At 64.7% G+C, this 18153-nt stretch carries 19 protein-coding genes and 1 tRNA gene; 12 read left to right on the forward strand and 8 right to left on the reverse strand.

Annotated features, from left to right (window positions below):
- Nucleotides 1-20 precede the first annotated feature (20 nt).
- The gene (locus tag E0504_RS29540; RefSeq protein ID WP_131626209.1) at nucleotides 21-428 is read left to right on the forward strand and encodes a SufE family protein; all 408 of its coding nucleotides are present in this window, start codon (nucleotides 21-23) and stop codon (nucleotides 426-428) included.
- Here the strand turns inward: E0504_RS29540 and E0504_RS29545 are convergent.
- A complete protein-coding gene (locus tag E0504_RS29545; protein WP_131626210.1) occupies nucleotides 425-1666 on the reverse strand; it encodes an MFS transporter in 1242 nt (413 codons plus the stop codon). The two genes, E0504_RS29540 and E0504_RS29545, sit on opposite strands and share 4 nt — an antisense overlap.
- Before the next feature lie 53 nt (nucleotides 1667-1719).
- On the reverse strand, nucleotides 1720-2238 hold the full coding sequence (locus tag E0504_RS29550; RefSeq protein WP_131626229.1) for a sterol desaturase family protein: 519 nt from the start codon (nucleotides 2236-2238) through the stop codon (nucleotides 1720-1722).
- 141 nt (nucleotides 2239-2379) lie between these two features.
- On the opposite strand from E0504_RS29550, the gene E0504_RS29555 reads away from it, so the two are divergent.
- The gene (locus E0504_RS29555; protein WP_131626211.1) at nucleotides 2380-2805 is read left to right on the forward strand and encodes a hypothetical protein; all 426 of its coding nucleotides are present in this window, start codon (nucleotides 2380-2382) and stop codon (nucleotides 2803-2805) included.
- A gap of 57 nt (nucleotides 2806-2862) precedes the next feature.
- Here the strand turns inward: E0504_RS29555 and E0504_RS29560 are convergent, their stop codons facing one another.
- Nucleotides 2863-3285, reverse strand: coding sequence for a thioesterase family protein (locus E0504_RS29560; RefSeq protein ID WP_131626212.1), 423 nt, complete (start codon nucleotides 3283-3285; stop codon nucleotides 2863-2865).
- 208 nt (nucleotides 3286-3493) lie between these two features.
- Here E0504_RS29560 and leuC point away from each other — a divergent pair, with 208 nt between their 5' ends.
- The 9 genes from leuC to E0504_RS29605 all read left to right on the forward strand — a co-directional run bounded on the left by leuC (nucleotide 3494) and on the right by E0504_RS29605 (nucleotide 9284).
- Nucleotides 3494-4927 (forward strand): 3-isopropylmalate dehydratase large subunit, encoded by a 1434-nt coding sequence (gene leuC / locus E0504_RS29565; RefSeq protein ID WP_131626213.1) that lies wholly within the window; start codon nucleotides 3494-3496, stop codon nucleotides 4925-4927.
- Nucleotides 4924-5418 (forward strand): DNA-deoxyinosine glycosylase, encoded by a 495-nt coding sequence (locus E0504_RS29570; protein ID WP_131626230.1) that lies wholly within the window; start codon nucleotides 4924-4926, stop codon nucleotides 5416-5418. The genes leuC and E0504_RS29570 overlap by 4 nt, the downstream gene beginning before the upstream one ends.
- Nucleotides 5419-5457: 39 nt before the next feature.
- The gene (locus E0504_RS29575; protein WP_131626214.1) at nucleotides 5458-5613 is read left to right on the forward strand and encodes an isopropylmalate isomerase; all 156 of its coding nucleotides are present in this window, start codon (nucleotides 5458-5460) and stop codon (nucleotides 5611-5613) included.
- A complete protein-coding gene (gene leuD / locus E0504_RS29580) occupies nucleotides 5613-6227 on the forward strand; it encodes a 3-isopropylmalate dehydratase small subunit (RefSeq protein WP_131626215.1) in 615 nt (204 codons plus the stop codon). The genes E0504_RS29575 and leuD overlap by 1 nt, the downstream gene beginning before the upstream one ends.
- Nucleotides 6224-7222, forward strand: a complete 999-nt coding sequence (locus E0504_RS29585; RefSeq protein ID WP_131626216.1) for an NADPH:quinone oxidoreductase family protein — start codon at nucleotides 6224-6226, stop codon at nucleotides 7220-7222. The genes leuD and E0504_RS29585 overlap by 4 nt, the downstream gene beginning before the upstream one ends.
- A gap of 54 nt (nucleotides 7223-7276) precedes the next feature.
- The gene (locus E0504_RS29590) at nucleotides 7277-7600 is read left to right on the forward strand and encodes a DUF1476 domain-containing protein (RefSeq protein ID WP_131626217.1); all 324 of its coding nucleotides are present in this window, start codon (nucleotides 7277-7279) and stop codon (nucleotides 7598-7600) included.
- A 4-nt stretch (nucleotides 7601-7604) separates the two neighbouring features.
- Nucleotides 7605-7838: a BolA/IbaG family iron-sulfur metabolism protein gene (locus tag E0504_RS29595; protein WP_131626218.1), complete on the forward strand. Its 234-nt coding sequence runs from the start codon at nucleotides 7605-7607 to the stop codon at nucleotides 7836-7838.
- A gap of 35 nt (nucleotides 7839-7873) precedes the next feature.
- Nucleotides 7874-8203: a Grx4 family monothiol glutaredoxin gene (grxD, locus tag E0504_RS29600; RefSeq protein WP_131626219.1), complete on the forward strand. Its 330-nt coding sequence runs from the start codon at nucleotides 7874-7876 to the stop codon at nucleotides 8201-8203.
- A gap of 304 nt (nucleotides 8204-8507) precedes the next feature.
- Nucleotides 8508-9284: an NUDIX domain-containing protein gene (locus E0504_RS29605; protein ID WP_131626220.1), complete on the forward strand. Its 777-nt coding sequence runs from the start codon at nucleotides 8508-8510 to the stop codon at nucleotides 9282-9284.
- 28 nt (nucleotides 9285-9312) lie between these two features.
- On the opposite strand, the gene E0504_RS29610 is transcribed toward E0504_RS29605, so the two are convergent.
- The 4 genes from E0504_RS29610 to E0504_RS29625 form a co-directional block, all read right to left on the reverse strand.
- Nucleotides 9313-10689 carry a L,D-transpeptidase family protein gene (locus E0504_RS29610; RefSeq protein ID WP_131626221.1) on the reverse strand — a complete coding sequence of 459 codons (1377 nt, stop codon included), beginning with the start codon at nucleotides 10687-10689 and terminating at the stop codon, nucleotides 9313-9315.
- Between the two features lie 34 nt (nucleotides 10690-10723).
- A complete protein-coding gene (locus E0504_RS29615) occupies nucleotides 10724-13312 on the reverse strand; it encodes an HWE histidine kinase domain-containing protein (protein ID WP_207974607.1) in 2589 nt (862 codons plus the stop codon).
- Nucleotides 13305-13844 carry a biliverdin-producing heme oxygenase gene (locus E0504_RS29620; RefSeq protein WP_131626223.1) on the reverse strand — a complete coding sequence of 180 codons (540 nt, stop codon included), beginning with the start codon at nucleotides 13842-13844 and terminating at the stop codon, nucleotides 13305-13307. Before E0504_RS29620 ends, E0504_RS29615 begins: the two co-directional genes overlap by 8 nt.
- 133 nt (nucleotides 13845-13977) lie before the next feature.
- Nucleotides 13978-14054, reverse strand: a tRNA-Arg gene (locus E0504_RS29625).
- Between the two features lie 56 nt (nucleotides 14055-14110).
- Between E0504_RS29625 and E0504_RS29630 the strand changes: the two genes are divergently transcribed.
- Nucleotides 14111-14851: a queuosine precursor transporter gene (locus E0504_RS29630; RefSeq protein WP_131626224.1), complete on the forward strand. Its 741-nt coding sequence runs from the start codon at nucleotides 14111-14113 to the stop codon at nucleotides 14849-14851.
- A gap of 56 nt (nucleotides 14852-14907) precedes the next feature.
- Here the strand turns inward: E0504_RS29630 and E0504_RS29635 are convergent, their stop codons facing one another.
- Complete coding sequence (locus E0504_RS29635) at nucleotides 14908-17886, reverse strand: TonB-dependent receptor (protein WP_131626225.1); 2979 nt, start codon at nucleotides 17884-17886, stop codon at nucleotides 14908-14910.
- Nucleotides 17887-18153: the final 267 nt, after the last annotated feature.

Raw genomic sequence — 18153 nt, forward strand, 5'->3', positions numbered from 1 at the left:
TCGGGGCTAGGGCGCCGCTCATGCGCGCGCTTGATGACATTGCCGAGGAATATGACTTCCTCGACGCCGACGACCGTTACCGCCTGCTGATCGATCTTGGCCGCGATCTGGAGCCGATGCCCGACCCGCTCAAGACCGACGCGACACTGGTCCGCGGGTGTTCGGCAAGCGTGTGGGTATACCCCACGGGCGAACCGGACCGGTTGCATTTCCTTGCGGACAGCAACGCCGCGATCACGAAGGGTATCGTCGCGCTCGTGATCGCCGCGGTGCAGGACAAGGGGGCGGCAGAGGTCGCGGGCATGGACATCGCGGCCGCGCTGGCGCCCTTCGATCTCAAGAACCAGCTCAGCTCCAACCGCACCCAGGGTGTGCCGAACATGATTGCGCTGGTGCAGGCGCACGCTGCCCGGCTGGCGGCGGGCTAGCTCCTCCGCAGCAGGCGCGGGGCGGTCTCGGGCATGCGCCACAACACCGGCAAAACGAACACCGCCACCAGCGCGATCAATGCGCCCGGCAGCGGTGCCCATCCGGTCCGCTCGAGCAGCAGCTGCGATACATAGGGCGCAACCCCGCCGAACAGCGCGGTTGCACTGGTGACGCCGAAAGCGAGGCCGCTCAGCCGGCCTTCGCTGGGAAACTGCTCCGCCGTAGCCGACGCAGCGACCGCGCTCACCCCGCCGGCGATCAGCGCGAGCGCAACGGCCCCGGTCAACGCGGCGGAGGCGGACGCACCCGCCAGCATGCTGAACAGCGTCACTGGCAGCGCCGCGCTCGCCAGCGTGAGCCCGATCAGCACCGGCTTGCGCCCGATCCGGTCAGACAGTGCGCCCACCAGCGGCGTCACCACGATCACCGCCAGCGCCGCCACCGTCGCGAGCCACAGTCCTGCGCTTTCATCCATCGCGCCGACCGACACCAGAAACACCGGCACGTAAGTAATCCCGACATAATACGTGATCGAGCCAAGCGCCGAGACGGCGAAACCGCGCACCATGCCTGGCCGGTGGCGGCGCAGTGCATAGGCCAAGGGTCGCTGCGGCACCGATCCGCGCGCGACCTGCTGCTCGAACTCCGGCGATTCCTCCATGCGCGCCCGGGCAATCAGCACGCTGCCGGCGAGCAGGGCGCCGAACAGGAACGGGACGCGCCAACCCCAGCTCGTCAGCGCGTCATCAGGCAGCAGACTCACCGTCAGGGCGGAGATGCCCGCCGCCAGCAATGCGCCGATTTCGCTCGACGCCGCGGCCAGCGATGTGATCAGCCCGCGCCGCTCGGGACGTGCGCCTTCAAGCAGGTAGGCGACCACCCCGGTGTATTCGCCGCCCACCGAAAACCCCATCACGCAGCGGATCGCGAGCAGCAGCACGCCGGCAGTCGCGCCGATCTGCGCGTGGGTGGGCAGCAGGGCCGTCGCCAGCATCGACCCTGTCATCAACGCCATCGAGGCGAGCATCGTCTGCCGCCGGCCATAGCGATCGCCGATGTGACCGAACACCGCCGCCCCGACCGGACGCATCAGATAGGCGACCGCGAAGCCCGCCAGCGTGGTCAGGACCGATAGTTCCGCGTCCGGGAAGAACACCCGCGACAGCACTGTGACCAGGTACAGGTAGAGCGTGAAATCGTACCATTCGACCACCGTCGAAAAGCCGGCAATGATCATCGACGTACGGGACATCGGCGCTGCAGGTCGGCCGTCGGCCAGCGGCGCCGGATTCAAGCGCCGGCACTCTCGCGGACAATCGCCACGCCGGCCTCGCGTTGGCGCTTCAGTTCGGCCTTCAGCCGGGTGGGATGGCGCGCGACGATGAAACCGAAGCTCACCCCGCCCTCCTTGCCGATGGTCGCGTGGTGGAGCTTGTGCGCCTGCACCAGCCGCTTGGCATACCCGCTTTTGGGCACCCAGCGGAACCAGCGCTGATGCACCAGGCCGTCATGCACCAGCGTGTATATCACGCCGTAGATCAGCACGCCGACGCCGATCCAGGTTCCGGGCCACCATGCAGCCTCCCCCATGATCATCGGGCTGCCGAGTGCGAACATCGCGATGCTAAGCGCCGCGCCGACCAGCGCGAAGCGGTCGTTCTTTTCGAGAAAGTTGTCGTGCGGTTCGTGATGATCGCGGTGCCAGCCCCAGCCGACGCCATGCATGATGTATTTGTGGCTCGCCCACGCGACGACCTCCATGCCCACGACAGCGGCGAGGGTGATAAGGAAGGGCAGCAACAGCGACATGCCTTTCATGTAGTCGCTGACAAGCGAGAGCGCGACGATTTCTTGCCGCAAGGCCGAGTTCGCATTCTCGTGCCGTTCATATTCACAGGCGCAAATATGAATGCGTCGCCGAATTGATCGGCATACAGAAGGATACTAGCCATGAGGACGAGCACCAAGATTTTCCTCGCCGCACTCGCCGGCAGCGCATCGCTTGCAACGGCAATCCCGGCGCAGGCCCAGAGCTACCAGCAGCAGCGCGATCGGTATGACAATCGGTATGACCAGCGCGACGGTCGTTATGATCAGCGCGATGGCCGCTACGACCAGCGCGGTCAAACGCACGCGATCCGCACCCAGATCGACCAGCTGGCGCAGCGCATCCAGCGCATCGACGGCCGGGATCGCATTTCGGAGCGTGAGGCCGCCAGCTTGCGGCGCGCGGTCCAGAACCTGCGCATGCAGTATCGCGATTACAGCCGCAACGGCCTGACCAATCGCGAAGCGCAGATTCTGCAGAGCCGCATCCAGCAGCTCCGTCAGCGTCTGGCATACGAGCGCCGCGATAACGACGGTCGCCGCTGGTAAGATAACGCGTGAACTTCATGAGGCGTCCCACCGGAAGGCGGGGCGCCTCGTGGCGCGTCAGGTCGCCGGGCCGGTGTCCGCATTGGTCGCGGGGAAGAACAGCCGCGAAATCTCGTCGCCGATCCGCGCCGGACGCAATGTGCCGGCATCGACACAGCACCAGCTTGAGCGCACCTCGGCCAGCACGACTTCGCCCCGCTGGATGATCGTGTGATAGAATGCCCGGGCGCCGTGGATTTTCTCAAGAACGGTGCGCGCGACGACATCATCTTCGAGAAACGCCGGCCGGCGATAGGTGATCTCGTGCTTCAGCGCGACCCACAACCGCTCAGTCACCGCTTCGGCCGGCGCCAGCTTGTTCCAGTGCGCCAGGACCGCATCCTGCACCCATCCCAGATAGCGGGCGTTGTTCACGTGGCCCATGAAATCGATGTCCGCGGGCAGGATTCGAATCGGGAAGTGGAAAGGGATTGCTGACATAGCTGTAAGTTAAGCGCGGCACGGTTGCTATTCCATGACTATCTCGCATCGCGCGCGTTGCGGCCTTGTCGTGTGAGCCGGCAGGCGACGTGATGCGCCGGCGGACGATCCTCAGGCGCCGCGGCAGCGTGCCGCTAAACGCTGGCGCGCAGCAGCGCCAAGTTTTCCCATCTTGCGCCGCCGGGGGGCAGCGGGCCAAGCCCGGCGCATGGCCAGTCGACCGCGAACTCTGTACGAGAAGATTTGGGACGCGCACGTCGTCGAAACGCGCGACGACGGGACCGCCCTGCTCTACGTCGATCGCCATCTGGTGCACGAGGTCACCAGCCCCCAGGCATTCGAAGGCCTGCGCGCGGCGGCCCGCCCCGTACGACGGCCGGAGCTGACGCTCGCGGTGCCAGACCACAACCTTCCCACGACCGCGCGGCGGGATGCGTCAGGCAACCGGTTGCCGATCGCCGACGCAGAAAGCGCCGCGCAGCTGGCGGCGCTGGAGCGAAACACCGCCGAATTCGGGGTCGCCTACATCGACGCGACCGCGCCAGCGCAAGGTATCGTCCATGTCGTAGGCCCCGAACAGGGGTTCTCGCTGCCCGGCACCACCATCGTCTGCGGCGACAGCCACACCGCTTCGCATGGCGGGGTCGGCGCGCTGGCTTTCGGGATCGGCACCAGCGAGGTCGAGCATGTGCTCGCCACGCAAACCCTCCTGCTGCGCAAGTCGAAGACCATGGAAGTGCGCGTCACTGGGGCGCTGGGCGCTGGGGTGAGCGCCAAGGATCTGATCCTGCACATCATCGGCCGCGTCGGCACCGCCGGCGGGACCGGCCACGTGATCGAGTACCGCGGGGAGGTGTTCGAAACCATGAGTGTCGAAGGCCGGTTGACCGTCTGCAACATGAGCATCGAGGCCGGTGCTCGCGCTGGACTGATCGCACCGGACGATGTCGTGTTCGATTACCTGCGCGGACGGCCTCTCGCCCCGTACGGCGAAGAGTGGACGCGCGCCGTGTCCTGGTGGCGATCGTTGCGAACCGATGACGGCGCCGCATTCGACAAGGTGGTGGTCATCGACGCCGCCGAGGTCGAGCCGACGGTGACCTGGGGGACCAGCCCGGAAGATGTCGCGCCGATCGGGGGCTCGGTTCCGTTGCCCGAAAGCTTTGCCGACCCCGCCAAGCAGGAAGCCGTGCGTAACAGCCTCGCCTACATGGGGCTCGAGCCGGGACAGACGCTGGCGGAAGTGACGATCGAGAACGTCTTCATCGGCAGTTGCACGAACAGCCGGATCGAGGACTTGCGCGCCGCCGCCGCCGTGCTGCGCGGGCGGCGCAAGGCGTTAGGCGTGAAATGGGCGATCGTGGTGCCCGGGTCCGGGCTGGTCAAGGCGCAGGCCGAAGCCGAGGGTCTCGACCGGGTGTTCACCGACGCAGGCTTCGAATGGCGCGAACCTGGCTGTTCGGCGTGCCTGGCGATGAACCCCGATAAAGTGCCGCCGGGCGAACGGTGCGCCTCCACCAGCAACCGCAACTTCGTCGGCCGGCAAGGACCCGGCGCCCGCACGCATCTTGTATCTCCGGCGATGGCCGCGGCGGCCGCCGTGACCGGCAGGCTAACGGACGTACGCGAGTTGGTCGGCTGACGAACCGCAAGGCCGCATTCCCGCCGATAACGACGCCCGATGCACGGGTGCTCATCCTCGGCAGCCTGCCCGGGGAAGCGTCGCTCGCGGAGCAGCGATACTACGCGCACCCGCGCAACCTGTTCTGGCATTTGATTGGAAGGGTGATCGGGACGGACCTTGTCGGGCTCGACTATGCCGACCGGATCTCCGCTCTCCAGCGCGCGCGGATCGCGCTGTGGGACACGGTCGCCTCGGCCACCCGGGTCGGCAGCCTCGATGCCGCCATTCGCGATGCCGAGCACGCCCCGGTAGCAGAACCCGTTGCCACTCTCCCCGACCTGCGCGCTGTAGCGTTCAACGGGCGCAAGAGCGCCGCCATCGGCCGTCCCCAGCTGGCCGGCAGCGGCCTTGCCTTGATCGACTTGCCCTCGTCCTCGCCCGCCTACGCTTCCCTGCCACTCGCCGAGAAAGAGCGGCTTTGGGCACGACTAGCCGATTTCCTGGTCTGACCCCTTGCGTGCATCCTGAGCGGGCCGCATGGTTGAACCATGAGCGATAAACTTTCCGGAAAAGCCATCGCAGCGGGCGCGGCCATCGGGTCTGCCGCCATCGCAGCCGCGCTGCTGTACGCCAACAAGCGCAAGGAGCGGAAAGCGTCCGACCGGCCTGCGCCCCCTTCGGGTGAACCCCCGGAAACCGATTGATGGACCCATTGCGCGAAGTGGCAGGCCGGGCGATCCCGTTCGGCGCCAAGAACGTCGACACCGACGTCATCATTCCCGCGCACTGGCTCAAGACGGTCACCCGCGAAGGGCTTGGACGCGGCGCGTTTGAAACGGTGCGCGCGCAACCCGGCAACGTATTCGACGATCCGGACTTCGCCGGCGCGCCGATCCTGATCGCCGGCGACAACTTCGGCTGCGGATCCAGCCGGGAACATGCCGCCTGGGCCCTGCGCGACATGGGCGTGCGCGCGGTGATCGCGCCCAGTTTTTCGGACATTTTTGCCGGCAACGCGTTCAAGAACGGGATCCTCGCGGTCGTCCTGCCGCAGGCCGAAGTCGACCGCCTGCTGGAGGTCGCGCGCACCGATCCGGTGGCGATCGACCTGGAACATCAGGTCGTCAGCACTCCTTTTCAGGACCGCTTCGGGTTTGAGATCGACCCTTTCCGCAAGGCTTGTCTTATGGACGGCCTCGACGAGATCGGCCTCACGTTGGCGCGGAACGAAGCCATCGCCACTTACGAACAGAGGCGCGCGCATGACATGCCGTGGCTCGCCCCCAGCCTTACCAAGACTACGGAGAAAGCCGCTTGAAAGCCCTTCGCACGCACGCCGTTGGCGGACCTGACAGCCTGACGCTCGACGAGATCGACGATCCCGTGGCTGGACCTGGCCAGGTGATGGTCGCCGTCAAGGCATGCGCGATCAACTTCCCGGACGGTCTGATCATCCGCGACATGTACCAGTTCAAGCCCGAACGCCCGTTCGCCCCGGGCGGCGAGATCGCTGGCGTGGTGGAATCGGTCGGCGAAGGCGTGACCCAGTTCAAGGCCGGTGACCGCGTGTTCGGTGGCATCGGTCATGGCGGGCTGACGGAAAAGATCGCGGTCGACGCCAAGCGGCTGTTCCCGGTGCCCGAAGGCGTGCCGCTGGAAAAAGCCGCGTCGCTGATGATGACGTACGGCACGACCATCCACGGCCTGAAGGACCGGGCTCACATCAAGCCGGGCGACGTGATGCTGGTTCTGGGCGCGGCCGGCGGTGTCGGTCTCTCTGCGGTCGAACTGGGCAAGGCGTTCGGCGCAAAAGTCATCGCCGCGGTCTCCAGCGAGGAGAAAGGCGAAGTCGCCCGCCGCGCAGGCGCCGACGACGTGGTCGTCTATCCCAGGGATCAGATGGACAAGGATGCTTCCAAGGATCTCGCGAACCGTTTCAAGGCCGCGTGCGGGCCCGATGGCGCCAATATCGTGTACGACATTGTCGGCGGCCAGTATTCCGAACCGGCGCTGCGCTCGATCGCGTGGGAGGGCAAGTTCCTGGTGGTGGGCTTCCCCGCCGGGATCGCCAAGATGCCGCTCAACCTCACCCTGCTGAAAAGCTGCGACATCTGCGGCGTGTTCTGGGGCGCGTTCACCGCGCGCGAGCCGGAAAAGTTTCGCGCGCAGGCGGACGAGCTGTTCGAACTGCTCAAGGCCGGCAAGATCGATCCGCTGATCTCCGAGACGTTCCCGCTCGAGCGGGGCGGCGAAGCGATCGCCAAGCTCGAAAACCGCGAGGCCGTCGGCAAGCTGGTGGTGACGATGGGCTAGTCTTGGCCGGCCAGCAGCCGTATGGCCGGCGGGAAAGCTACTCGAGAGGCGACAATGACCGATTTCAGTGACCGTCAGCGCGGCGAAGAACGCAAGTTCGTGATGGATGAGGAAACGACCTTCCGGGTCAACGCGCGTCGTAATCGTCTGCTCGGTCACTGGGCGGCTGAGAAAATGGGTCTCACCGCCGAGGAAACCGATGCCTATGCCAAGGCAGTGGTCCAGGCCGATTTCGAGGAAGCGGGCGACGAGGACGTGATCCGGAAGGTCCTGGGCGATCTGACGGGCGCGGGCTGCGAGGTCGACGAGGCCGAAGTACGCGCAGCGCTCGATGAGAAGAGTGTCGAAGCCCGCCGCCAGCTGATGAGCGAGAGCTGATCGCATGGCGATGGCAGCGGCCGAGATCGAGGCGCTGATCCGCGCCGCCCTGCCCGATGCGCAGATCGAAATCCGCGATCTGGCGGGCGACGGCGATCACTATGCCGCGCACGTGGTCTCATCCGCGTTTGCCGGTAAGACGCGGATTGCTCAGCATAAACTGGTGTACGAGGCGCTCGGCGGGCGCATGGGCGGAGAGCTGCACGCCTTGCAACTGACCACCGCCGCTCCCAACTGAGAATCCAGGTTTTCTCCAGTTCAAAGGGTTCGGCCATGTCCGACGTCAATCAGCGCATCAGCGATATCGTTCATAGCAACGACGTGGTCCTTTTCATGAAGGGCACGCCGCTGTTCCCTCAATGCGGCTTCTCCAGCCGCGCGATCGCCATTCTCGACCACTGCGGGGCGCAGTACGAAAGCGTCGATGTCCTGCAGGACATGGAGATCCGCCAGGGGATCAAGGGCTACAGCGAATGGCCGACCATTCCGCAGCTTTACGTCGGCGGTGAGTTTCTTGGCGGAAGCGACATCATGATGGAAATGTACGAGGCGGGCGAGCTTCAGCAACTGCTCGCCGAGCGCGGCACGGCTCAGGCCGGCTAGACCGCGACCTCCGGTAAAAGAAAGAACCCGTCCGGCTGGGTAGGCCGGACGGGTTTTCTTTTGCGTTCTGGGTTCTGGGTGGCCGGGAGGAAGAGCCGGGAGACAAAAGGCTCTTCCTCCGCACGAAGACCGTTGGGGTAACGGTTACTCTGCACGAGCCGTGCCAATCCTGCGAACCTGCGCAAATCCGGCAGGTTCGAAGGTTAATTGCCTTAACCGCTTGGGCCGGATGTAAAGTTTCCCGACATCCGCGAGGATCGCGATAGGGCTTGGCAACAAACCGGCGGCTCGCCACAACCGGGCAATGGACAGCGACCAGCAGCCCGCCTCGATCCCCGCCGCGACCGTGATCGTATTCCGTCGCTCTCCGGACGGTGGCGCACCGCAAATACTGATGATCACGCGCCACCGGGCCATGACCTTCGCCGGCGGCATGGCGGTATTCCCGGGCGGACGGGTCGATCCCGCCGATTACGATCTCGCCGCGTCGCTCGACTGCGCATTCGATGCCGAAGAAGTCGCACACCGGATCGCAGCGGTGCGCGAAACGCTCGAGGAAACCGGGCTGGTCGTCGGCATCACCCAATGTCCATCCGCCAGCGAAGCGGCGGCGGCGCGCAAGCTGCTGCTGGAAGGCGGTGCGCTCGCGCCGGTGCTGGAAGCAATGGGGTGGACGCTCGATCTGGATGCAATCATCCCGTTCGCCCGCTGGCACCCGAAAAACGAGCGACTGCCGCGCATTTTCGACACCCGCTTTTACCTGGCCGATCTCGGCACCGGGGCGGTGGACCTGGAGATCGACGCGACGGAGAACACGCATCTTTTCTGGACTGGTGCCGCCGAGGCACTGACAGCCGCCGAGCATGGCGAGATCGCGCTGATCTTTCCCACGCGCCGCAATCTGGAACGGCTGGCAGAGTTCGCTTCATTCGAAGACGCTCGCGCCCAGGCCGAGGCTGTCCCCGTCAAGACGATCACCCCCTGGATCGCGGAGCGTGATGGCGAGAACTGGCTGATGATCGACGACGACGCCGGTTATCCGATCACGGGAGAGCCGCTGACGTCGGTCGCGCGCGGCTGATGAACGCGCGGAGATCGGGCCGGCTGGACTAACCCAGCGTCATCGCCTCGCGGAATTCGGCATCGCGATCGAGCATCCTACCCGTCCCGACGTTCATGCGCCGGAGCACGGCAGCATCGCGTTCGTACCGGTCCTTCCGGAAGACCGGCCCTCCTGAGTCCGCTCCGACGGTCAAGTACGTGATGTAAACCGGGACCGGCTGATCGAGCTCGACCTGCTCCTCCCGCCTGGGCGATGCGCCCTGCGGCATTTCGCCGTGCAGCCAACGGGCCAGGCGGCGCGCATCTTCCACCCGCACGCAGCCGTTGCTCACCCACCGCTCCTCTTCATTGAACAGGGCCTTGTTCGGGGTGTCGTGCAGATAGATGCCGAACTGGTTCGGCATCATGAACTTGATCTCACCCATGGAGTTTGCCCCGCCCGGAAGCTGCCGAACCCGGATCTTGACGTCGCCGCGCGCCACCCCCTCCCAATCCACCGATCGCGGATCGCCAACCGGCGCATCATCGGACCAGCCATCGAGCACCTCGTAACCCCGGTCGGACAGATACGTGAGCCCGCCTTTCAGCACGTTCGGAGCGATCAACCTTTGCGCGAGTTCCAGCGGCACGTTCCAGTATGGATTGACGCTGGAGAACCGCAGCGGGGCTGCCATCATCGGCGTCTCCGTCTCGGGAGAGCCGACCACGACTTTCATGCTGTCCACCGGACGGCCGTTCTCATACATCCACAAGCGCGCCGATCCGGCATCGACCAGCACGTATCGTCCGCTGCTGGCGGCAGTCGGGAGCCGCCGGGCGCGCTCCATGTTCAACTGGATCAGGGCTTCATAATAAACGGCGCCCTTGTTGAGGGACTCGATGGTCTGCGCGCTGACCTTGCCGTCAGCCACCAGGCCATGTGCCTTCTGGTATTCGGAAATGCGGCTTGAAAGCGCCGCGTCGAACCGCCCCGCGCGGGACAGGCCCAGCCGCTCCCGCAAGGCAGAGACCCGGGGGTCCGTCGAGCCGACCGACATGGCTGGACCTGTGCCGACGCGGACCTGCGGCAGTTGGCTCCACTTGCTCCGGTACTGGTCCAGCTGCTTTTGCAGATCGGCGTACAGCGGATGAACTGGGGCAAGCGGGTCGAGCGGGGCATCGCTCCACCCTTCGACCTCGTCGTCCCGCTGGCGCCGCGCGAGTTCCGGTTCGGGCGGCATCGCGTCTGCGTCGATCAGGGTCATGTCCAGCCCGGACTGGCGGCTCGGCGGCACATCGATCCGCTCGATCTGCGCAGATGCCGGCGCTGCTGTCAGCATCACGGCTGCAGCCAGTGACCCCATCACGCGCAGCATTGTATCGATCTCCCATTGCTCAGGCATCCGATACAGGGTTTTACATGTACCCCAAGCGAACGCCGGCATCAGCGGGCTCGCGTCACGCCCTTACCGCGACGCATCAAGAGGTCGCGTCAGTCCCCGCTACCTGCATGGCCAGCAAGGCGTCGAATGCTTTCGCGACGTTCTCCAGGGTGTACGGTTTCTGCAGGATGGGCCGATGGGCATGCCGATCGGGAAGCTGCGCCTGGTCCCCGTACCCGGTGGCGAAAAAGAACGGGATGCCGCGATCGGCCAGTGCGTCCGCCACCGGCAGGCTCGTCCCCTCGCCAAGATTGATGTCCAGCATGCCGATCGTGGGCGCCGTACGGTCGAGTAACTCCAGTGCATTGGCCGCATTGGCGGCGGTGAGCACGGCCTCAGCTCCGAGCCGGTCAAGGATGTCCTCTGCATCGTAGGCGATGATCAGGCTGTCCTCGACAAGGATCACCGAATGGCCCGCCAGGATGTGGAGTGGTGGCGGCACGGGATGGCCGATCGCCGGACGCGGGTACTTGATGACCGGCATGTGATCCGCAGAGGATTCGCTGACGTGCCGGGACGGAATGCAGAAATGCGCCCGCACCCCCTCCGCCGGATAATCGATGGATGCGCGCCCGCCCAGATCATACGGGACCGATCGATTGATGATCGTCGTGCCAAAGCCCTGTCGGCTGGGCTGTTTGACCCGCGGACCGTTCTGTTCGACCCAGTCGACCAACAGGTCGCCGTCCGGGCTGCGGCGCCACGAGATGTCGACGATCCCATCGGTCGAGAGGCTCCCGTACTTCGACGAATTGGTCACCAGTTCGTGGATCACCAAGGCCATCGTGGAATACGCTTGCGGGTTCAGCAGCACGTACCCGCCACTGGTGGTGATCCGATCGGGCCGATCGGACAGGAAGGCGGCCGCCTCGGCGTCGATCAGGGCCTGGATCGGAGCAGGGCCCCAATGATCGTCAGTGATCTGGTTGTGCGCCCGTGCGAGCGCGTGGATGCGACCGTCGACCGTTTCCACGAACGCGGAGACATCGCCGTCATGCTGCTTGGATTGCCGGACCAGACCGCGGATCACACCGAGGATGTTCCGGACCCGGTGATTGAGCTCGGCAATCAACAGCTCCTGCCGCTCGTTGGCTTGCTTGCGCTGGACCGTTGCCTCGTCGGCCATTCGCAGCACCACCTCGATCAAGGTGGTGCGCAAGGTTTCCGCAACCCGCAGTTCGGACGACGTGAACGGTTTGGAGTGGCCCTGCACCGTCTCCTTCCATTCGGCGAAGCTCTCTCGCGGCGTCAGTCGCGGTCCGTTGGGCCCGTATTCGACCGGCTTGTGCGGGTCGCCGCCCCAGCTGACCGATCGGACCAGCTCTTCGCGAAACAGCAGCACGTAGTTGCGCATGGTGCGTGACAGCGGGATCGCGAGCATGCCGGCGGCCTTGTGCGCGAAATGCTCGGCACCCGGCATGATTGACGCGAGGTGATCGGTTGCCACCACGTCGCTGTTCGCGGTGGCGGTCAGGTGGCCGATGATCTGGCGAAATTCTTCGGGACTGGGGGTCTGCCCCGACATCGCGGCGGTTCCGTTCATCCAGACGCCCACGCCGTCGGCCGGGATCGCGCTCGTCAGGATGTCGCTCAACCAGTCGGGATCGTTGAGCAGCGATTCATCGGACGCGACCGCGCCCAGGAGCTGGTCCGACAGGTCGCGGGCGTGCCTCTCGAACTGCACCACCTCGCGGTGTTCGCGCACCTCCAGGCCCAGTGAGAACATCTGCGCGAAAAGTTCGCACACCGAACGCCGTTTGAAGGACGGCGAGGTCGGGGAATAATGGTGGCAGGCGAACAGGCCCCACAATTCGCCGTCCACGATGATCGAGATCGACATCGATGCAGCGACGCCCATGTTCTTCAGGTATTCGATGTGGATTGGCGAAACGGATCGCAGGATCGACAGCGAAAGGTCCAGGGGATTGCCGTCATTGTCCAGTGCGGGAACGATAGGCACCGGCGCGGCCTCGACGTCGCTGATCACGCGCAGCAGGTTGCGCTTGTAAAGCTCCCGCGCCTGCGCGGGGATGTCGCTGGCAGGATAGTGCAGACCCTTGAAACTGCCGATATCTGGGCCGCACGCCTCGGCCGCCACTTCGCCTGATCCATCGGGCGAAAAGCGATACACCATGACCCGGTCATACCCGGTCAGGCTGCGGATGAGACGCGCACTCGTGCCAAGGTATTCTATCATCGTGCCGGTGCCTTGCAGCCGGGCGACCATCGACCGGACGATGCTCGTCGCATCGCTGTCGTGATCGGCTGTCGGCTCCGCTTCGACCACGATTTCGGTGTTCGACACGTGCACCGCCAGGTCGAACCGCGCGCCGTTTGCGAACAGGTCGATGCCGAAAATCCGCTCGAGCGAATCCGCGCCGATCAGCATCGCGACCCGGTTGCGCAGCGAGTGCACCGCCTCGCTGGAGAACACCTGGTCCAGCGGCATTCCCACCGGCTGCGGGGGCGGTGCAGGGAAGAATGCGTCAAGGTTCGCCGAGGCGCGCGTGATCGTCCAGTCGGGAGCAAACGCCAGCAGAAAGCCGATCGGCTGGATGCCGCCCAGCAGGTGGATCGGTTCCCGATCGCAGTTCGTCAGATCGACCGCTGTTTGCGGATCAGGCAAGTTCTGGTTCCTCATTCTGCTGGGCCGCACGCTCGAAACAGCGAAAGCAGTCTTTTGCGGCGCTGGCAGCAGCCTCAAGTTCAGTCGGAGACACAAGGTTCCTGTTCAGCAGGCTCAAAAGACGGGGCCAGGCCGCTGGCGGACCCGCCGCATCCAGGAATCGTCGGGGCGCCCCGGGATACAACTGCCTGGCCAGCAGCCTGCCTCCCAATCGCGATCCTTCGAGCACGTAAGCGGCGCCTAGCATCTCCGATCGACGCTCCAGCCGGCGGTCCCAGTCGGATACCGGGGCTTGCACGCCGAGCTCGGTCAGGTCGGCGAGAAGGAGGTCGCGGCGGCTGCGCGCCGGCCAGTCGTCGATCCACCGTTCGACGCCGCTGCGGTCGAGTTCTGCCTCTATGCTGCAGTAAGCGGCGCCTTGCGCCAACAGAAACGATGCATAGCCGGCGGGCGTATCGAGGCTGAACCGCGAATACAGGAGGTCGACGCGAGCGTGCTCCGCCCGGGTCAGCTCCCGAAGTGGTGACTTCAAATGCGACTCCCTGGACGCAGCGCGCCCAGTTGTTGAACCTATGTTATATATGTGCGGGTCGCGAGGAGGCCAACCCGAAAGTAAGACCGCTCCCACCGAGGCGAATGGCCGCGATGTGAACCACTCGTTGCGCTGGCGCGCCCGGCAGGACTCGAACCTGCAACTCCAAGCTTAGAAGGCTCGTGCTCTATCCAGTTGAACTACGGGCGCGCGCCGGGGCCGCATAGCCTGCTTTTCGCGGCGGACAAATCGCGATAATCCGCGGCATGGACCAACCCATTACCCGCATCGAGGGCGACGCCGCAGCGCCGCGTCACTTTCGCTACTACGATCTGATCATGGCGGCGTTCGTTGCCATCCTGCTGCTGTCGAACATCATCGGCGCTTCCAAGCCCAGTTACGTGACCCTGCCGGGCGGAACGGAGTGGTCGTTCGGCGCCGGGGTGCTGTTCTTCCCGATCAGCTACATCATCGGGGACGTCCTGACCGAGGTGTACGGCTATGCCCGGGCCAGGCGGGTGATCTGGACCGGGTTTGCCGCACTGGCGTTCATGGCGTTCATGGCCGCGGTCGTCGTGGCACTGCCGCCTGCCGCAGGCTGGCCCGGGCAGCCGGCGTACGAATTCGTGTTCGGCAACTCCTGGCGGATCGTCGCGGCGTCGATGATCGCGTTCTGGGTGGGGGAATTCGCCAACAGCTTTGTCCTCGCCCGCATGAAGGTGATGACCGGGGGCAAGCACCTGTGGATGCGCACGATCGGGTCCACCGTGGTTGGCCAGGGCCTCGACAGCCTGATCTTCTATCCGCTGGCGTTTTATGGCCTGACCGGGTGGCCGCCCGAGCAACTGATGCAGGTGGTCCTGTCACAGTGGGCCATCAAGACCGCGTGGGAGGCGGCGCTGACCCCGGTGACCTATGTGGTGGTCGGCGCGCTGAAGCGCCGCGAAGGTGCCGAGGTGTTCGACACCGCGACCGACTTTTCGCCGTTCGGTCGCAGCGGCGGATAGGAAAAGGGCCGGACGTTCCCGCCCGGCCCTTCCTCCCCCCGAGAACGCAAGTCGTGTTAGAAGTTGAACCCGGCCGCGATGCCATAGCGGCGAGGTTCAAGCGTGAAGATGTTGGTGTAGAGGCCCGATGACTGGTCGGTCAGGTACAGGCCCGTGGTCGCGTTGCTGTCGAAGATATTCTGCACGAAACCGCGCACATACCAGCGATCGTCCACTCCATTGAGCTGCACCTGGGCGTTCGCCTGGACGTAGCTTCGCACCTTGTTGACCCGGCCGTTGAAGATGTTGCCGAAGCTTTCCCCGGTGTAGGTCACGTCCGCCCGAGGAACCAGGGTCATCCCACTGTTCATCCGGATGGTGTGCTGGATGCCCATCGACGCCTTGAAGTTGGGCGCCTGGGGCAGACTGTTGCCCTTGATGCTGACCGGCACGCCGCCGCCGTAAACGGTGATCGCACCGCCTGTACCGGCTGCGGCGGCTTCCAGCGCAGCGCAGCTGCTGAAGGCGCCACTTCCTGCACCGACGTTCGCATCGGCCGGGAACGGAGTGGGACCCCGCAGGCCGTTGGCGGCAGTCAGTCCGCGCGAGGCGTTAATGCCGTTGTTCACGCTTGTGACGAAGCCGTCGGCGAACGCCTGTCCGCCGACGTTGGCCACCACGGCGCAGTTGAACGCCTGTCCGATGTCCTTGATGATCACCGAGTTCGGCAGCCCGCCCGACGGGTCGCGCTGATTGATGAACAGGGTATCGTCGGTGACCTTGGTCTTCAGGTAGCTGAAACCCAGGTTGACGAGGGTGTCAGGCCCCGGCCGAATGACGGCTTCCGCCTCCGCACCGTAGATATCGGCATTGATGTTGTCGTTGATCGACGTGCGGGCAAGAATGCGGCTGAGCTGCAAGCCCTTGTACTTGTAGTAAAACCCGGTGAGGTTCAGCTGCATCGCGCCGTTGGCGAACGTATTCTTCGACCCCACTTCGAACGCGTTGACGATTTCCGGATCGAACGATTCCGTCACCCCCGGGATCGAGAACTGCAAGGCCGGATTGATGCCCCCCGACTTGTAGCCGCGCGAATACGACGCATAGATCAGATTATCGGGCGTGACCTGGAAGTCGAGCACCGCCCGCCCGGTGAACTCGTCGAAGCTGACGTCCCGAATGCGCAGTTGCTGCGCGCCCGGCAGTCCCGTGGCCCCGGTGTCGGCATCGAAGCTGCCGGCGAATGGCGAATCGAAGATGTCGGTCGTGGTACTGTACGGCACCAGGAACGACGCGAGCGTCGAGTTCGATTCGTCGTGCTTCTTGTCGTTGTTGTAGCGGATACCGGCGGTGAGCTTGAGCCGGTCCGAGATGTCGATGTATCCTTCACCGAAGATGCCGTATGACTTGAGCTTGAAGCGCTCCAGGTGGTTGCGGAAGTACGGCGAGCCCAGGTACGATGGCGGCAGGCCGTTGCTCAGTGCAGTGAAAGTGCCGAACAGGGACGCGAAATAGTCGATCGCGAATGCGTTGACGTAATAATCGCCGTTCGTGATCTCGTTCTGCGCGTAGATCGCGCCCAGCAGGAAATTGAACGGTCCGTCGAAGTCCGAACTGATGATCGCTTCCGCCGACCACGATTGGCTGCGTCCGTTCGACCTGTCGAATGCAAGCGGACCGTCGCCGCAAACGCTGTCGCCGCCGAACGCTCCGAGGCCATTGGCGTTGGTGTTCGACGTGCAGAGCTGCCCGCCCGGTCCATTGGGGATCAGGGCCGCAGCGATGGGCGCGAAATAGGCAGCGGTGCCCGGCAGGCCCGGAATGCCGTTCGCGGCCAGGAATGCGAGAGAGTTCAGCCCGGGCTGGATCGTCGTTCGCCCGGACACGTCGAGGTTGTAGTCCTGCCGGGATTCGATGCGGACCTTCTGGTAGATGCCGGTCAGCCCCAAATTGATGTCGCCGAACGACTGCTCGATGTGGGCCTGTGCCTGGATTTCGTCGGTGAAATATTCCGGAGTAAAATCGGTGTTGACCGTGCGCACGTCTCTCGGCTCGACCGCGGTGGCGTTGCCATCGGGGCCATAGAGACTGCCCACCCCCAGTCCGAGCAACGGACTGATCCCATTGAGCGCGAACACCTCGCGCGAACCCAGAACGGCCGGGAAGGTGGAGTTGCCGTTGACCTTGGCCGCGTCGCGCCGATTGTTGAGGCATCCCAGAACCCCGGTGGGATCGCGCTGGCACAGCTGCTTCTGAATGCGGAGCCGGTCGTCACTTTCCCGGAAGTAATAGCCCATCAGGTCGACCGTGGTATTCGGGCCCGGTTCCCACCGGATCGATCCACGCACCGCGTACATGTCGCGCCCGTCGATGTCGGAGTTGTCGAACAGGTTCTTCGTGTAGCCGTCACGCTTGAGGTAGAAGCCCGCGACGCGCACGCCGAGCGTTTCGCCCACAGGGACGTTGATCATCCCCTTGGCCTTGATCGAATTGAAGTTGCCGTATTCGCCTTCGGCCTTGCCCTGAAACTCTGCCAGGTTGGGCTTGGCGGTCACGAAGTTGACCACGCCCGAAGTCGCATTACGCCCGAACAAAGTGCCCTGCGGCCCGCGCAGCACCTCGACCCGCTCGAGATCGAAATATTCGGTTTCGAACAGGCGGGTGCCGAACAGCGGCGAACCGTTGATGTGAATGCCGGTGGCGCTGTCGCAGCTGTTGCCAACGCACAGATCGCCGACACCGCGGATGGTAAAGCTCGATCCGGTGAAATTGCCTTTGGAGAAGGTGACGTTCGGCAGGGTCAACTGCAGGTCGGACGCGTTGTCGATCTGCTGCGCCTCGAGGGCCTCGGCAGTGAACGCACTGACCGCGATCGGAACATTCTGGAGGGCTTGCGCGCGGCGCTGCGCGGTCACGACGATGACGTTGCCGGACTCGATCGGCCCGGCGCGTTCGGTCTGATCGGGTGGGCTTTCGGGTGACACGTCTTGCGCAGCAGCCGGAAAGGCGACGCACGACGCACAGATTCCCGCCAGCAGGGTTGCTTTGACCCTCATAGTTCCTCTCCTCTGAATGGCCGTCTAGGCGCGGCTCTCTTCGGGAGCGAAGCTAATGCAATTTCCGACGTGCTGGCAATAGGCTACATGCGCGGCAGACAAACGCCCTGTTGACGAAACATTGTTGCCCGTCTCCGCAGTGACGTCGCAGAGCTTTTCTGAGGCGATCCTAGTCGCAGGGCGTGCATCAAACCAGCGCGGCGCTTTGCGCGATCGCCGTGATACCCCGCCGCCCGGAAGCATCCCGGCCAAGTTGGACGATGATGT

The organism is Parafrankia sp. BMG5.11 (assembly GCF_004337455.1).

Bases quoted from the DNA above. Each gene is read 5' to 3' on its own strand.
- E0504_RS29540 (WP_131626209.1), top strand. From the start codon at position 21: ATGCGCGCGCTTGATGACATTGCCGAGGAATATGACTTCCTCGACGCC.
- E0504_RS29545 (WP_131626210.1), bottom strand. From the start codon at position 1,666: ATGATCATTGCCGGCTTTTCGACGGTGGTCGAATGGTACGATTTCACG.
- E0504_RS29550 (WP_131626229.1), bottom strand. From the start codon at position 2,238: ATGTCGCTGTTGCTGCCCTTCCTTATCACCCTCGCCGCTGTCGTGGGC.
- E0504_RS29555 (WP_131626211.1), top strand. From the start codon at position 2,380: ATGAGGACGAGCACCAAGATTTTCCTCGCCGCACTCGCCGGCAGCGCA.
- E0504_RS29560 (WP_131626212.1), bottom strand. From the start codon at position 3,285: ATGTCAGCAATCCCTTTCCACTTCCCGATTCGAATCCTGCCCGCGGAC.
- leuC (WP_131626213.1), top strand. From the start codon at position 3,494: ATGGCCAGTCGACCGCGAACTCTGTACGAGAAGATTTGGGACGCGCAC.
- E0504_RS29575 (WP_131626214.1), top strand. From the start codon at position 5,458: ATGAGCGATAAACTTTCCGGAAAAGCCATCGCAGCGGGCGCGGCCATC.
- leuD (WP_131626215.1), top strand. From the start codon at position 5,613: ATGGACCCATTGCGCGAAGTGGCAGGCCGGGCGATCCCGTTCGGCGCC.
- E0504_RS29590 (WP_131626217.1), top strand. From the start codon at position 7,277: ATGACCGATTTCAGTGACCGTCAGCGCGGCGAAGAACGCAAGTTCGTG.
- E0504_RS29595 (WP_131626218.1), top strand. From the start codon at position 7,605: ATGGCGATGGCAGCGGCCGAGATCGAGGCGCTGATCCGCGCCGCCCTG.
- grxD (WP_131626219.1), top strand. From the start codon at position 7,874: ATGTCCGACGTCAATCAGCGCATCAGCGATATCGTTCATAGCAACGAC.
- E0504_RS29605 (WP_131626220.1), top strand. From the start codon at position 8,508: ATGGACAGCGACCAGCAGCCCGCCTCGATCCCCGCCGCGACCGTGATC.
- E0504_RS29610 (WP_131626221.1), bottom strand. From the start codon at position 10,689: ATGCCGGCGTTCGCTTGGGGTACATGTAAAACCCTGTATCGGATGCCT.
- E0504_RS29630 (WP_131626224.1), top strand. From the start codon at position 14,111: ATGGACCAACCCATTACCCGCATCGAGGGCGACGCCGCAGCGCCGCGT.
- E0504_RS29635 (WP_131626225.1), bottom strand. From the start codon at position 17,886: ATGAGGGTCAAAGCAACCCTGCTGGCGGGAATCTGTGCGTCGTGCGTC.